General features: G+C 31.3%; 14 protein-coding genes. All 14 read left to right on the top strand.

Going from position 1 to position 15680, the window contains the following annotated elements; translation table 11 throughout:
* Nucleotides 1–1306 precede the first annotated feature (1306 nt).
* The 14 genes from ACTRDR_RS04610 (at nucleotide 1307) to ACTRDR_RS04545 (ending at nucleotide 15528) form a co-directional block, all read left to right on the top strand.
* Nucleotides 1307–2386, top strand: a complete 1080-nt coding sequence (locus ACTRDR_RS04610; protein ID WP_440526321.1) for a nucleotidyltransferase family protein — start codon at nucleotides 1307–1309, stop codon at nucleotides 2384–2386.
* Between the two features lie 29 nt (nucleotides 2387–2415).
* Nucleotides 2416–2649 (top strand): phosphopantetheine-binding protein, encoded by a 234-nt coding sequence (locus tag ACTRDR_RS04605; RefSeq protein WP_440526320.1) that lies wholly within the window; start codon nucleotides 2416–2418, stop codon nucleotides 2647–2649.
* A gap of 21 nt (nucleotides 2650–2670) precedes the next feature.
* Nucleotides 2671–4119, top strand: coding sequence for a class I adenylate-forming enzyme family protein (locus ACTRDR_RS04600; protein WP_440526319.1), 1449 nt, complete (start codon nucleotides 2671–2673; stop codon nucleotides 4117–4119).
* Between the two features lie 46 nt (nucleotides 4120–4165).
* Entirely contained in the window at nucleotides 4166–5791 is a 1626-nt protein-coding gene (locus ACTRDR_RS04595; RefSeq protein WP_440526318.1) for a radical SAM protein, read from the top strand.
* A 10-nt stretch (nucleotides 5792–5801) separates the two neighbouring features.
* The gene (locus ACTRDR_RS04590) at nucleotides 5802–6239 is read left to right on the top strand and encodes a hypothetical protein (protein WP_440526317.1); all 438 of its coding nucleotides are present in this window, start codon (nucleotides 5802–5804) and stop codon (nucleotides 6237–6239) included.
* A gap of 89 nt (nucleotides 6240–6328) precedes the next feature.
* Entirely contained in the window at nucleotides 6329–6970 is a 642-nt protein-coding gene (locus ACTRDR_RS04585; protein WP_440526316.1) for a hypothetical protein, read from the top strand.
* Nucleotides 6971–8623: a pyridoxal phosphate-dependent decarboxylase family protein gene (locus ACTRDR_RS04580; RefSeq protein WP_440526315.1), complete on the top strand. Its 1653-nt coding sequence runs from the start codon at nucleotides 6971–6973 to the stop codon at nucleotides 8621–8623.
* Nucleotides 8624–8628: 5 nt separating this feature from the next.
* Nucleotides 8629–9348 carry a hypothetical protein gene (locus tag ACTRDR_RS04575; protein WP_440526314.1) on the top strand — a complete coding sequence of 240 codons (720 nt, stop codon included), beginning with the start codon at nucleotides 8629–8631 and terminating at the stop codon, nucleotides 9346–9348.
* Nucleotides 9349–9410: 62 nt separating this feature from the next.
* The gene (locus ACTRDR_RS04570) at nucleotides 9411–10376 is read left to right on the top strand and encodes a pyruvate kinase (protein WP_440526313.1); all 966 of its coding nucleotides are present in this window, start codon (nucleotides 9411–9413) and stop codon (nucleotides 10374–10376) included.
* 1010 nt (nucleotides 10377–11386) lie between these two features.
* Nucleotides 11387–12253, top strand: a complete 867-nt coding sequence (locus tag ACTRDR_RS04565) for a hypothetical protein (RefSeq protein ID WP_440526312.1) — start codon at nucleotides 11387–11389, stop codon at nucleotides 12251–12253.
* A gap of 208 nt (nucleotides 12254–12461) precedes the next feature.
* Nucleotides 12462–12971 (top strand): nitroreductase family protein, encoded by a 510-nt coding sequence (locus ACTRDR_RS04560; protein WP_440526311.1) that lies wholly within the window; start codon nucleotides 12462–12464, stop codon nucleotides 12969–12971.
* Between the two features lie 49 nt (nucleotides 12972–13020).
* Complete coding sequence (locus ACTRDR_RS04555) at nucleotides 13021–14589, top strand: C39 family peptidase (protein WP_440526310.1); 1569 nt, start codon at nucleotides 13021–13023, stop codon at nucleotides 14587–14589.
* 26 nt (nucleotides 14590–14615) lie between these two features.
* Nucleotides 14616–15302 (top strand): thioesterase II family protein, encoded by a 687-nt coding sequence (locus tag ACTRDR_RS04550; RefSeq protein ID WP_440526309.1) that lies wholly within the window; start codon nucleotides 14616–14618, stop codon nucleotides 15300–15302.
* Nucleotides 15303–15306: 4 nt separating this feature from the next.
* Nucleotides 15307–15528, top strand: a complete 222-nt coding sequence (locus ACTRDR_RS04545; protein ID WP_418624654.1) for a phosphopantetheine-binding protein — start codon at nucleotides 15307–15309, stop codon at nucleotides 15526–15528.
* Nucleotides 15529–15680: the final 152 nt, after the last annotated feature.

Raw genomic sequence — 15680 nt, 5'->3', positions numbered from 1 at the left:
CCTTTCATAAAAATAAAGTATTAGGTAATCATCCCTATCCCCAAAATAATATATTGGGAGTCTTACCATATAATGAATCACCTATCAACTCTAAATTCACTTGAGTTTTAATAAGTACAGTCCCATGAGTGAATATGAGATTTTCGGTGAGACAATGCATATTCTTTTATCCAATTTTATGATCAATACAAGATGCCGTTGGCAATGCACAGGCTATTTTGTTTGAAATCAGAACTTGATACGCTTCCCTACATAGAAGAGTATGTCCCAAATGCATTTTGCCAGACCGTAATATATAAAAAATTTTCCTTCCATCTAGTCTGCATTCTTCAGCTCTGTAAACTTGGGAGAGTCCGTGAGTAGAATGATATAAAATCAGAGCTTTGCTTGCATTCGGTTTTATGACTTGCAAGTTTTTATTTGGGCTGGTTGACCGAGGAGCATGTGAATCTTCATCAATTTCCACCTGCTTTTACCGGAATGTTTTTATTATGCTCTAAAAGGTATCAATGTTGAGAAAGCGATTTTGATTGATTCGGCCTTTCTGCCAGCTTTATTATCGGAACTTTAAATTTCATGCTACACCTCTGTCTATTATATGTTAATTAGAAGTGTTTCTTAATTCTTCGAATCTAGCAAGTATTTTTTGAGTAGTATACCTTTGACAATTAGAAAAATCTAGGGACAAAAAGTAATGACGACTTGAACAATAGAGGGTTCATGTGTGAAAGGAAAAATAATAAAATTTTTTTAATAATTTAAATGTAAAAATTTGTATGTAGAAATAAAAGCACAAATTCCATTTTGAAGAAGTCGATGAAGTACTAAGGAATAGAGATAGAGCAAGCAACTGTAAATATGTATACAAAAAGAGATGTACAGCTAACTGGCTACTAGCCTAGTAGACTTATGTAGGCGATTTACTATTATGGAAGAGAATTCAAGTGTTTTTTACTATGCCGTAATAAAGCCGTAGGAGTTTGTATATGCCTTCATGTATACATAGTGGAACTTGTTTTATGCCTGTTTTTTATTTATGGACAAGTACACAGGGTATCTTATGGTGTTGTATTAATCAGAGAATCTATGAACTGTAATAGGGATCGTTAGAATACTGGCGAGCCGTATTTGAATACGGAGTCTTTTCTACAAATAATTGTTTAATTTATTTACATCGAGGAACATTGATAACAGTAAAAACAAAGTTGGAGTATTTCCGCTTGAAAAACAGGTATATATAGAAAGAGTTAATGCAACTTGTATTGCAAAAAAATATTTAATATTACAAAAGAAAGGTATTTAAGTTATGGACAATCGAGAAATAAGTCGGGAATTGATTAAAATGTCAGATGTATATAATGATGAAAAACTATATTTTGACAATACTATTGGAGAAAAAATATTTGGAAAGATAATTCTTAATCGAATAGGAAATATTGCATACAGAAATCTTCTCAATGCTGGATGCAGTAAGTTTGGTGAGTATTCCAAAATTTTTGAGGTTATGTATAAGGACAATATTAGTAAGGCAGAATTATGCGTTAGTAATATCAACAAGGTAAGCAATATTTTAAAAAATGCAGATTTCCCGTATGCATTATTGAAGGGGGCCTACCTTATTACTAACATATATAATCTTGGTGATAGAGTATCAAATGATGTAGACATCTTGATTAATGAAAAAAACATCGGTGCATGTAAAAAGCTCCTTCAGAGTAATGGATTTAGGCAAGGGGAAGTGGTTAATGGAGAATTCAAGGAAGCATCTAGAATGGACATCATAATGTCAAAAATGAATTTTGGGGAAACTATTCCTTTTGTAAAAATGTCAGAAGAAGGATATATCAATGTTGATATTAATTTTTCATTGGATTATAAGCCGATGGAGGACGACGGTATCATAACGAAAATGCTGGAGAATAGAGTCGAAATTCCTATAGAAAATGCTACTTTGGTTACACTTGAACCAGCAGATTTCCTTATTCACTTATGTCTGCATCTGTACAAGGAGGCAACCACTTGGGATTGGGTGGAACGAAGAAAAGATCTTAACTTATATAAATTTAATGATATTTATAATGTTTTAAAAAAGAATGTAAATGATAAACTACCGGATATCCTTGTTACTAAAATCAATAATTATGGAGTAAAGAAGGAGTGCTATTATGCGTTGTATAATGCATTGAATATTTATGGAGGCCTTGGAGATATTGATGGATATCAGAAGGTTCTTGAGAAAATAAAGCCTGAGGATATTACATACCTTAAAGAAATTGTAAGTCCTATGGACAAGAAAGTATATAAGTATAATATGGATTTTATCGACTGGTTTGCCAGTGATAACAGGGTTGAACACTTAGAGTATTCACATCCATTTGTCCTTTAATTGTAAAAACTATGAAAGAGTGGATAAAAATGATTAACGAAAGAATTAAAAAATGTATAGCGGAAATGTTAGAACAGGTAGAATTTATTGAGGACAATGTGGATCTTAAAGTGTATGGAATAGATTCTCTTTCTAAGGTACAACTGGTAATTTCTCTCGAGGAAGAGTTTGGCATTGCTTTTGATGATGATGATATTAATCAGAGTCATTTTCAGAGTGTCTCATCCATAGGAGAACTACTGAAGAAGTATGGATTTGCATAAGATAAGCAAGGGAGGTTAATAGTGGGTGAGATTGGCAAGTTTATTGAGGAATGTATAAGGAAAAATCCTGAATCCTTTATAGAAGAATATAAAGGTGATAAATATAGTTATAAGGAATTCATTGAGGAAATCGACAGCTATATAAACAAAATTGATATAAATACATATCGGAGAAGAAAATGTCTAGTAGTATGTCGGCATAACATAGAAGAACTTAAGGCTTTAATTTTTAGCTGGAAAATGGATATGATTGCTGTACCAATGTCTATCCATTATGGAATAGAACAATGTAAAAGAAGCATTGAAGCTGTATCACCGGATTTAATTTTGACAGATGATCCAGAGATACAACTTGATGTTAAAGCCCCCATTTATTTCTTAAAGACTATGCCTAACAAGTGTAAATGTGAAGGGGTGGATGAAGATTTAGTAGGAATTGAGTTGATGATGTGTACATCTGGAACCACTGGTATGCCTAAAGCAAGTATGTTTGAAGGAGAAGCAATTAGAAGTAATTGTATTGCAATATCTGAGTATTTTCCAATAACATCGGATGATACAGTTTTGGTCGCTAGACCGTTATATCATTGTGCTGTTATAGTTGGTGAGGTGTTAACGGCACTTTATAATGGATGCAACATATTATTTTATTCTGACACATACAATCCAATTGTTTTAAGCAGAATTCTATGTTCTAATTACATAACTGTTATGTGTGGAACACCAACAATATTTAAAGGAATTTCCGAGGCTTTAATTTTTCAGAAGAAGCAGACTCAGTTAAAAGTAATTGCCTTAAGTGGAGAATATCTTTTACCAGAGCGTGCTAAGTCTATTTCAAGAGCATTTAATGCTATGATTTTTAATGTGTATGGACTCACAGAAGCTGGACCTCGTGTATCCTATTTACCGGCAGATAAATTTGACACAATACCATCTTCCGTCGGCATTCCGCTCAAAAATGTTGAGATATCAATTGTATCTGAACAAGAACCATTTAACGTTATGGCGAATAAAGAAATTGGACGTATTTGGATAAAAACACCATATTTAATGAAGGGTTATTATAAAAATGAATTAAAGACTAAGGAGCGAAAGTATGGTGATTGGTTTGATACGGGCGATGTTGGATATATAGATAATGAATATTTGTATGTCGTTGGTAGAAGTGATGACATGATAATTAAAGGTGGATTAAATATTTATCCAAGAGATATTGAGAACTGTATTTTGGGTATAGATGATGTTAAAGAAGTTTTGGTATATGGTGTGATTATTGATAATGTTGAGCAGATATGTGCAGATGTAATTTTAAGTGATAGGGATAATCAGGATATATTGGCGCTTAGGAAAAAAATTGCAAATAAGGTAGAAGGATATATGATGCCACATATTGTAAATATTGTTGAAGATTTTAAGCGTAATGCATCAGGTAAAATCGTTCGTCCTAAGAAGATATATCGAGTTTAATGGAATTTTAAAGGGATTAAATTGGCGAAAGAAGAGTATATAATTTATGAAAGAAAAATCATTTATTTTGTTAAAACCAGATGCAATAAATCGGCCTGAGGTTGTGACAAAAATAGTTGAAATGGTAAACAAAGCGGGTCTGAGAATAGAGAATACCAATAAGGTTATTTTGACAAAGAACGATATTGTTGCCCTATGGGGATATTTAGTATCTGACTATATTATGTTTAACATAATGGCTGATAGATTTACCCATAAAGAATTAGTTTTGTATGTAATAGAGGGAGAAGATGCGCTTAATAAAGTCCATAGTATAAAGAGATTTATACGAAACAAATACGCTTTAAATTCATTGGATAATTGTATACATGCACCGAGGAGTGTTTATGAATATAAAAAGGATATTCATGTTCTGAATAAAATTGAAACTTATGCAACTATAGATGAACCTATGAATATTTACAAGTTGAACAGATATAGTCAGTTAACTTTGAAGGATTTGACAGAATGTTTGCATAAAATTGGAAATATGTTGAATGCAAATGAAAATATAGAAAATAAGTATTCGAACTCTGGAAGATATTGTTTATATCTCTATGATGATGAAGAGCATTTACCAGGATATGTTGCAGGAATATTGTATGAGGCTTTAAATGAGTTATCACTGGAAGAATGTTATATGATATGTATCTGGGTAGGAAGCAAAGGAAAAATTTGTATAGTTTCCAATGATAATTATGATAGAGTTTTAGAAATTCAGAAGTTTCTAAGTCAATATATGTTAAAGACTGAGATTGTTGAAAAGGTGAAAGAAATAAAAGAAGATATAGAAATTATTGATTGGAAGATTATAACAGATTGTCAATGTGCGTGTGAGTTTTGTTACGCTTCGAATAGGGTTGAATGCATAAATAATGTTAAGTATAAGGATATAGTAGAATGTATAAAGAAATTAAATTGCAGGAAAGTTTGTGTAACTGGTGGAGAGCCGCTTTTAAATAGAAATATCGGCGACATTCTTCAGATGTTACATAGTAATAGAATTGAAATATCATTATCAACAAATGGACTTATGTATGATCAATACAGGGATATTATTGAGAAGTGCGTCGGTAGAATGTCGTTACCATTAGATGGATACAATAATATATCTAATGCGTGTAATGGTAGGCCAATTGATAATTTCGATAAAATTGTTGCTATTCTTGAAAGAAATAACAAATTAGGAAATAAAATCAAAATAAAAATTGCAACAGTTATGACTAGCAAGAATGCTAATATTGAGCATTTTAAAAAAATGTATGAATTTATTAGTAAATACAATGTGATGCAGTGGAAAATTTATGAATTGGTTGCAGAAGGCAGAGGATATGAAAATCGGGATGAATTAAACGTTGATATAGAATCCATTCAAGATATTTTAGAGTATTTTGAAGAAATCAATAACCAACAATTTAAGGTCGAATTCGTCAGAAAAAACTCAAGAAACAGGGCGTATTTTATGATCCAGCCAAATGGAGATATTGTTGTTCCAACAGAAGTTGAATTAGGTCATTTTGAAGACATTATGATCGGCAATTTTTTAAAGGACTCGGTCGCAAATGTATACAATAAATGGACCACACGGATTGATTTTGAAGTATATAGGGAAAACTGTACAAGAAGAATATAAAGGTAAGAATATGAAAAGTGAAGATGATAACATATATGTAAATATTTATCCAGATATCTCTTTCTTCAAGTATAAAAGTATGGTTGTAACCAAGGGAATTGAAGGGGTAAAAGTTGTTGGAGCACTTACCTTGTCTCTGGAAGATTCTGACATGGAGGAAGACATGGATATAGTAAAGAGATATTCACAACTTGTTTATGGCATACGAAAGGGATACTGGGAGAATGGGATTCAGCTTGTTGGAATATATAAACAAGAAGATACAACATATTTCCTTCCAGCTTATATTTCTGTATTAGAGGAACTAGGGGTAGACCCAGATGAATTTTCCGGATATCTTGCAGAGTATATTGATTATATTCCTACGAATATTAATGAATTATTAGAGAATGAAAGTAAGCTGTATATTTCTATAAGGGAAAATATAGAAGAGTACATGTCTTATTAGTTGAAATGATCTTAACAGTACCTGGAGAGAGAATACAAAATACTACATTATGGGAAGGTATTGCTTTAAAATAAATGGAGCTTATCACTATGGATAATATAGACGATATTGAAATTCTTGAGGTTTTTGATGAATCCGAGTTGCCTGTAAAAGCGGAAAAAGGAAAGAAATATTATATAAATTTGGGTGGTAGCAAAAATTTTCAGTGCATATATGCAGACAGTTCGCTTTCAAGAGGCGATTTTATGGAAAAATATCGAAGTATATTAGATTCTGCAATGAATCCAGTATATGAAGATAAAGATATTGTAGTCCGTCAAGATGCAAAATTAGCCCTACCGGGATTTTATATTGTGGCATCAAAAAAAAGATATGACAAAATTGTAGATATGCCCATTGAATTGTTTATAAAGTGCATGAAGTGTGCAAATCTAATTGCTGGATATATGAGAAAAGAGATGTCCGTTCATGATAAAATTTATGTTTATTATGAAGAACATTATATTAAGCCAATGACAGCACATTTCTGGGTGATGCCCTTGTACCAAAAGTATACGAACCAGTATGAGATTTATCCGGAAATTTTTAATAAAAATATATGGAAGTATGTTGAATCCTTTAGTTTTATTGAGACTCGAGAGAAAATATATAAATGCAATAATATAATTAGTCAAAAAATAGTTGACAACAATTTATACAAGATATTGAATCCCTGTGAGGAGGATAGATAAGTGAAAATAGAAGAACAGTTTTTTAAAGGAAAAAAGGAAGATATAAATAATATAAACAATATGTTTAACATGTTATATGATAGAATTTCTGTTTATGATACAGGGGATTATCCAGTGTTGGCAGGAGAGAAGCTTCAATATTCAGAATTTATAAAAGAGGATAGGATTGAAGAAAAATCTAAAGAGGTTTCTGAGGTATTTGATGAGATATCAAAATATTTTCAGAGAGCGATCAAGTGGGAACATAGTGGATGCATGTTAAATATAACTCCACCTGCCAATTTGGCGAGCATCGCAACTGCTTTATATAGTCTTCTCTATAATCCTAATTGTTCTCAAGATGAGCCTACAGGTTATATGCTTGCAATGGAACTCGCTGTCGTAAGAATGATGGCCAAACTAGCAGGCTGGAAACCTGATAATAGTTCAGGCATTTTTACATTTGGTGGAAAAGGTACAAATTTATATGCTGTAAAAATGGCAATAAATAAAATAAATTCTAAATGTAAAACAGATGGAGTTAAGGTAGATGATTTTTTTGTTGTTTCATCTGAAAAGGCACACCCTTGTCATAAAGAGATTTGTGATTGGTTAGGTCTTGGAAAAAATTCACATATTACTATTCCTGTTGCTTCTGATGGAAGAATGAATATGGAAATTTTGGAAAACATTTTAAGAGATAAAATAGAGGCTGGAAAAAAACTGGCTTGTATTATGCTTAGTGGTGGAACAACAAACGAGAATTTGGTTGATCCAATTAAGGAAGTATATGATCTCAGGCAGAAACTTGTTGAAGAATATAATCTTAATTATATGCCCCATATACATGTGGATGCTGTTATTGGTTGGGCATGGCTTTTTTATTCAAAATATGATTTTGAAAATAATAGATTAAATATTCCAACCGGAACCAAAAAGAAAATTCAAAGAATGTATAATCGAATTAAAGATATTAAATATTCGGATTCGTATGGTGCAGATTTTCATAAAACGGGATATTGTCCTTATGTTTCAAGTATATTGATGGTAAGCGATAGAACATGTTTACAGGGACTTGGTGATAAGGATAGAGAATATAGTACCCTTAAATGCGGCGAATATTCTCCTTTTGAATATTCTTTGGAATTGACAAGATCTTCTATAGGTCCTGTTGCAGCATTTACAGCATTAAGATTGTTTGGATATGAGGGTTATCAGGAAATTCTTTATAAGGTATTTTATGAGGGGGAATTCATTAGAGAATTTCTTAATCAGCAGAAAGATTTTTGCGTTTTGAATAATGCAACAGAAGGCTTTGCTTCTTTGTTTATTGCTCTTCCCAAAAGCTTAGATGGAATGGAAATTACTAATGAGTTGTTGATGGAAAAAGCAGAATTTATTCAAGATTATAATCACAGGTTTTTCTTATATCTAAACGAAAGTTTGGAGAATAGAAAAGTTAATTTTAAGATATCATTTTCTAAAAGTTTTAAGTTATTTGGTATGGAAAAATATATAGGTGCATTAAAGGCATATCAAACATCGCCCATTGCGGATCTTGATGAGGTAAGGAAGTGTTTGGAATGTTTGATTGTACTAAAAGAAGAATTTGATATTTATAAGCCTCTTGTAGAAGATGATATTAACAGACCAATTGATTTCGTATACAGATAATTTAGATGAAGATAGATTTTTATAATATATTACAAAAGTGCTACGCAGAAAATCTGATTAATATCGCTAATGTTAATAGGATTCGCTTTTTATCAAAAAAATATATACATTCATACGAAATGGTTGAATATGCAAAAAAGATATTCGGCAATGTTACGGATGAGGAAACAGGTGCTTTGCTGTTGCATGATATTGGATATTTTATTGATGCATCAGAAGAAGCAATGCCCCATACGGAAAGTGGTTATAATTATTTGAAAAATAATTATTGCGTGAATGAATGTATTTTAGCAGCTGCAAAATTTCACGATAGGGATTCCTCCGTGGATGCGGATTTGGAAGCATATTATAATCAATCAGAATTGTTTGGTAAAGTTGATTATTTGAAAACCACAGTGAAAAAAGTAATTGATTGCGATATTGTATCCAACCTTGATATGTGCATTAATTCTACGGAAATAGATGATTTGGGAATTCCTATTAATGAGAATATTGTTGAATGTTTGCTATGCAATAGATTAGGGAAAAATGAATTTGTCACAAATCGTATTGATGGTATCATATATATGGTTTGCGGAATTAATCTATTATTTTTTGAAGAAACAAAAAAATATGTGATGACGAATATGATTAATCGCGTAAAAAAAATAGTAAAACTAGGTTATCAAATAAGTAATCGGAATGAGTATATGAAAGTACTTATTTATTTAGATACTTTTGATTAATGTTATATAGGTATTGGTAATAATTATTTAGGCATAAAGGAAGGGGATTAAATAAATAAACAATGATTAAAATATACTCGACATTAAATTATTATGGTGATGATGGATGGTATTATGATAAATTGTCAAGTGCAAATGCGTGTGGGGTTTATGGAATACGAATTAATTTATGTAAATTCTCAGACGATAAAGCTTATGATGTGATTCAAAGGGTAATTTCAATTAGAAATAAGGTAAATAAAAATATTAGAATTGTTATTGATATCCCATATCCAAATAATAAAGATCGAATTCTTGATATGAATTTTAGTGGTATCGTAAAAAATAATGAAATATATCATATAATAGCTGATCAAAAATTAAGTAGACAACAAAACTTAATCTGTGTTGAGCAAATAAATTCTGGCTTACATAAGGTTGGTGAAATATTGATATATGGAGATGGCGAGGGAGGTTTTGAAATTATTGCTGTTGACGGTGATAGAATAACAGTAAAAGCATTAGGTACATTTGAAATTGGAAAAACTAAGAGTATCAATCTGGAACTAATCAAATGTAAAGTTAATGCTTGGAAAAAGACTTTGACAATAGAGGAACCGTTAGATTTTTTACTTTCTTTTGTGGAAAGTGCGGATGATGTAATTGAGTTACATAAATATATACAAAACGGTGGTAAAGTTATTTCTAAAGTTGAAACCTTAAAGGCTATGGACAATATCGAGGATATTGTAAAGGTATCAGATGGTGTACTGGTAGCAAGAGGAGATTTGGGATTGTGTGACAGTGTAGGACTATATGATAACTTTAACACTATTGTTAATGTATGCAAGAAGCATAATAAAACAGTATTATGTGCAACAGATATTTTGCTTAGTCATACAAATTTATATATACCATCTAGATCGGATATTATGGATATTTCACATATCATCAGTAAGGGATGTAAAGGTATTGTACTAAATAATGTGAATTGGGATTATGAAAAAACAGTTTGTTATATTAATAAAATTGAACAAAGATATAGTTAAATACGTGCTAGATGGTTTGCTATATTTTTCCCTCATGGCATGGAAATATTTGGGACTATGAAGAACGAAGCAGTATGCTACTTTTAAAAGTTGCTTGTACTGCGAAGTAAGTCAGGAACTAATTCGGCGTGGTATATAGTTGTCAGGATGAAAAGGGGCAACGCCCCTTTGTAAGACATCAAGAAAAGCGCCGGTTTATAGAAAAGTTCTGTAGTTACAAGGTATGAAATGAAATTTTGACTTGAGGATTACGAATACAAAAAAATATAGCTAAATTCTGATAAGGATGAGATAAAAGGTTGCCCCAAAGCGAACAGAGGCTTGTTATTAAAGATATAGAAGTACTTACTGTAGCCGGATTCCTGATTAAAGTGGGTAATGTGAGAGATTTCAAATTGCCTAGACAGAGATAAAAGTTAAAAGTTGGCAGGAATTTTATTAAGTGAGAATTGCTTAGAAAAGCGTAAAGGACAAATGGATATAAGTAAAGAGGTCAAAGTAAGCTACGAGAGGTATTGTTAGGCATAGAGATTCTGTTGATAGTTGGAAAGTTAAAGTTCTGGTCATTACATGAATATTTCATAATCAGAGCAAACAATTTGCGATTGCCGTCAGATGTAAGCTGGTAAGAGTTTTTTATTCAATTTAAATAAATGAAGTGATTTATGATCTGCAGAAGATGATTCCTGACATTCATAGGCAGTTACAAGGAAAGAACTATGAGATTCCGGAAGACATTCGTTGCATGGAAAGGAACAGGGAGAAATACAAAAATATAGAGAGCAAAAGTCAGATTTTACATCACCATAGCAGATGACTCAATTTAGGAACATCACAACTTTCTTTTATGAATAAGAGAGAATTATGGACTTTGATGCGTATGTGATTATTTATGGCAGGAGAGGTTAGGTTGCCATATGCAACTTGGGACAAGACGGCCTAGTCATAATTAAAACATGAGAAAAGGTGAGTTAATTGGATAAAAATAAAGAATATTATGAGGAAAAAATATGAATTTTCGAGAAAGCTATTTTCATAATGAATTTGGGTTATCTTGTGTTGAAGATTATATTATATACATATTATGCAAAGATACCATTAATTGGGCAAGGATTTTTTTCAAAAGCTATGTTGATATTGAAGAAATAATCAATTATCTATTTCTAGAGGGACAGGAATATAGTTCTATTAAATTTATAGAGCGTATTCAAAACACATTGATTCAAAATGGAATGTTGAATTTAGTTCCTTTAGAACTAAAAAACGTGGAAAATATAGAGAAAAAACTTGTCTTTCTAATGGAATTGAAGGATGATGCAACAAGAGGATTATTGAATATAAATACATGGAGAAATGACCATTTTATTATGGTTTATAAAGATGTCGATGATAAGTATTCATATGTGAATGACCGCCCTTATCTTACAGGTAATCTGGAATATAAAGATTTATTAAAATATGCAGGAAAAGAATATGTTTTAGATATTCGACTTATCAATAATGATATTTCTGCAGTAGTAAATGAAGAAAGTTTATTTCAACTTGAACAGAAACTGAACTCACAATCCATTTTAGCTCATAATATATGGTTTGAGTGTGAGAAAATCCGGGATTGTATAGGGATATATCGAGTCGTAGTAAAAAGATTGCAGGCTTTCTTTGGATCTTATGGAATAAGTGAGTTTATGCGTGATGAAATAGAAATGATAGAGCATATATACTTAAGGTTAGAATATATGAATCTTCGACGAAATTATGATATTGAAAAGATAAATACTTTGATTGACGAAATAATATGTATTCAAAAAAAGATTAAGAGAAAAGCATTAGAGCGGATGGAAATAATATACGAACAATGTAGAAGAGAGGGTTATTAAAGAAATTGGAATAATCGCCTTTCTTGGTAAAAAGGAATATTAATAATCTAAAATTAGTAGTAACGTGTAAAACTTTTTAAATTTTTAATCAATTATCAAAGCAATTCAGAGAGATCGAAAATAGAATTATATATAATTTTTTTGAGTCAAGATTATTTATCAAGAAAGAATGATAATAATATAAGGATTGCTATAGGAGAGAAAGAAAATGGGTGAAATTCATTCGCTACTAAAAAAGAGAAAAAGTTGTAGAAAGTTTTTGCCAAAATCAGTACCTATTCAACACATTTATACAATATTGGAAAGTGCACGATGGGCACCTTCAGGAAAAAACGGACAACCTTGGAGATTTGTTATTGTAAAAGAGAATATGACAAAAAATAAAATTGCTAGCTGCTCTATATATAAAGAATGGATGAAAGACCCAGATACATTCATTGTAATATATTTAGATAAAACAAATTCCTATAATTATAAAAAGGATTTACAAGCTATCGGAGCAGCAATTGAAAATATCTGCTTGCAGGCAGCATCGATGGATATAGGTACTTGCTGGATCGGAGAAATTTTAGAAAAGGAAGCAGAAGTAAATAAAATTATTAATGTTCCTAAAACATATGAGCTTATGGCTGTAATTTGTGTTGGATATGCAAAAGAAGATATACTCCGGGCGAATAGAATGGAATTAAATCGTTTGATTTATAAAGAGATTTATTAGAAACATGTGTGTGATATTATTTATAGATTGAAGAAGAGTGGGAGGCAAAATGATACTTAATATTAAACCAATTCGAACACCAGCACTTAGGATGAAAGAAGATATCTATGCTAGCTTCCTCAATTATATTGGCAGAGATTATATGTTGCTCTTGTCCTCTTCATGGGGGTTTAGAGTAAATTTAAATAATGTCAAAAGAGTAGATGAATATATTAATTTAGAAGAAAATACCTTGGAATATTGTTTGAACAATTATTTTGGTATCAATGATGAATTAATAACGCATAGTGATTTTGCTGATTATTTAAATGATATATATAACAGTTTGGCAGATAATATTCCTGTTGTATTGAATGTTTTTTCGATTGGCTTGCCTTATCATAGAACTTATATGAACCCGGAAACTGCACATGAACATCCTGTTCTGCTGATAGGTTATGATGAAAAAAATGTTTATATTTTAGATCCACCATGGACACTTGACGTTGTACAATTGAAGAAAAAAGAACTAGAGAAGATACTGTTAAGTATTGAAAAATTTGATATTGGAAATGCGGCTACGGATGTTGAAATTAATACGGTGCTAAAAATGATGTTGGATAAAGTTCAAAGAAGAGATGATATAGGTGATATGTTTGATTCAATATACTACTTTGCCGAGATAATTGAAGAGAAATTTGATATATTTATAGATTCCGATGGGAAAGAATATGATATGGAATCTTTGCGATTTCATCCTATGATTTCTGGACTGGATTATATAGGTCGTCTTCGGTTGTGTATGGTTGATGTGTTAAAGTATATGGCAAACAAATATGAAATGGATTCATTAAATCTAATCTCTGATTTGTTCCAACAAAGTGCTCAGGCATGGATAAGGATGAGGTATACGCTTATAAAGGGGTGTTGTAAAAGTAGAGATAACTTTTTAACTGCAAAAAAAAATGTTGCCGAGAAAATACGAAATTTGGCAACGCAGGAAAGAGAAATAAGAGATCAAATACAGAATATTTTGAACAATACTCTTTTGAGTACAAATTATATAAAGAGCGAAGATAATACTAGTTTTGAGATTGTTGAAATAGATTTAAGAAAATATTTTAATAATTGTGCATTTCATAACTCACAGAACGAACTAAAAGCAAATTTCAATATTAAAGAAATAGAGTATTATATATCTGATACTGTACGCCCCACAGCACAAATTACTTGTAAGAATATGCAGTTTAAAATGCCGGATATTTATTCGGAGGAACTTGATAATATTTCTTGTCAAGGGCAAAATATTGCAATAGATGTGAATTTTTATAGTAGTATAATGCTTATGGGATTCGCTGTGTATAAAGGGTATGCTGGATGCTTAACGGTGTTATATGAGGACGACTCAAAAGAAGAGGTTAATTTTGCACTAACTAACTCAGGTTCTTATAAGACTTTATTTGGGGAGGAGATAGTATTGACATTAGATTTTATGTCAAAGGGAAAAGTGAGGAAAGGGAATATTTATGCTACAGAAGTTCCATTAAAAAGCAAAAAGAAAATAAGAGAAATTATACTTCCAGAATGGGAAATGTGTAACATTATGGGTATATCGTTGTGTAAGGAGCAGGTGGTATAGGTTAATTGAGAAAAGGAAGGAAGCGTATGAAGCTATTTTGCTTAGTACATGCAGGAGGAGACTCTAGATACTTCGATAAATTTATAGCATATACAGAAAACAAAGATATTGAAATTGTTCCTATAGAGTACAACGGGAGAGGAAAGTGTAAAAAAGAAAAAATAGCAGAAAGTTTTGACGAGCTGCGAGAAGAAGTTTTAAATAAAATTTATATGTACATCACTAAGGAACCCTATGCAATTTTTGGGCATAGTATGGGTGGTCTGTTGGCATATGAAGTATGTGTTAGCATGAGACAGAAAAATATCAAATTGCCAATACATCTTTATATTTCGTCGAGGGATGAACCCTTGTCTTCACATTCCTATAACTTTTCTGATGATGAATTGGTACAGCACTTACTAGGTATCGGAGATGAGAATAATAATATTTATCGAAATAAAAGGTTTGCAAAGATTTATTTAAACAGGATAAAAAAGGATTTCCATCTTCTAGAACAGTACCTATGTCTAAAGCCAGTTAAGTTAGATATACATGCGAGGATTTTTTGGAGCAAGACGGATGATACGATATTAACAACAATAAGTAATTGGGACAATTATTTTACAGGAGCTGTAGAGTATGAGGAGTTCTCGGGAGGGCATTTTTATTTAAATAGTCACTATAGAAATGTTTTGGATATAATTTTGAAAGATTGTACAGGAGTTAACTAGAATAATGGATAAAGCAATAAAAGAAATAATAAAAAAATATACACAATATCAAGATGCAATAACAGAGGATACTTTATTAAGTGTGTTAGAGATTAGTTCTTTGTCATTTGTTTCTTTAATTGTTGATTTAGAAGATTATTATAGTGTGGAGCTAGGAGATGACGAGTTGGATTTCTCTGTATATGATACAATTGGAGAGTTATTAATAGCATTTTCGGATAATTAGTCTGAATAAACTATTAAATTGGGTTAAGAAATTTTCGACACATTTCTCACAAGTAAGATAATTAGAAAACGGGAGTGGTTATACTCCCGTTTTTATAATTATGGGCTTTAGCCTGTTGAGTGCATCGGAGTTTCTCCAAACGGAGAAATGGA

This window comes from Simiaoa sp. (genome assembly GCF_051972595.1).
Lineage (GTDB): Bacteria > Bacillota > Clostridia > Lachnospirales > Lachnospiraceae > Acetatifactor > Acetatifactor hominis.
Note: the sequence above shows the minus strand (reverse complement) of the source record. Positions and strands in the feature narration are given on the sequence as shown.

Bases quoted from the DNA above. Each gene is read 5' to 3' on its own strand.
- ACTRDR_RS04545 (WP_418624654.1), top strand. From the start codon at position 15,307: ATGGATAAAGCAATAAAAGAAATAATAAAAAAATATACACAATATCAA.
- ACTRDR_RS04590 (WP_440526317.1), top strand. From the start codon at position 5,802: ATGAAAAGTGAAGATGATAACATATATGTAAATATTTATCCAGATATC.
- ACTRDR_RS04565 (WP_440526312.1), top strand. From the start codon at position 11,387: ATGAATTTTCGAGAAAGCTATTTTCATAATGAATTTGGGTTATCTTGT.
- ACTRDR_RS04560 (WP_440526311.1), top strand. From the start codon at position 12,462: ATGGGTGAAATTCATTCGCTACTAAAAAAGAGAAAAAGTTGTAGAAAG.
- ACTRDR_RS04585 (WP_440526316.1), top strand. From the start codon at position 6,329: ATGGATAATATAGACGATATTGAAATTCTTGAGGTTTTTGATGAATCC.
- ACTRDR_RS04550 (WP_440526309.1), top strand. From the start codon at position 14,616: ATGAAGCTATTTTGCTTAGTACATGCAGGAGGAGACTCTAGATACTTC.
- ACTRDR_RS04605 (WP_440526320.1), top strand. From the start codon at position 2,416: ATGATTAACGAAAGAATTAAAAAATGTATAGCGGAAATGTTAGAACAG.
- ACTRDR_RS04570 (WP_440526313.1), top strand. From the start codon at position 9,411: ATGATTAAAATATACTCGACATTAAATTATTATGGTGATGATGGATGG.
- ACTRDR_RS04555 (WP_440526310.1), top strand. From the start codon at position 13,021: ATGATACTTAATATTAAACCAATTCGAACACCAGCACTTAGGATGAAA.
- ACTRDR_RS04595 (WP_440526318.1), top strand. From the start codon at position 4,166: ATGAAAGAAAAATCATTTATTTTGTTAAAACCAGATGCAATAAATCGG.
- ACTRDR_RS04575 (WP_440526314.1), top strand. From the start codon at position 8,629: ATGAAGATAGATTTTTATAATATATTACAAAAGTGCTACGCAGAAAAT.
- ACTRDR_RS04610 (WP_440526321.1), top strand. From the start codon at position 1,307: ATGGACAATCGAGAAATAAGTCGGGAATTGATTAAAATGTCAGATGTA.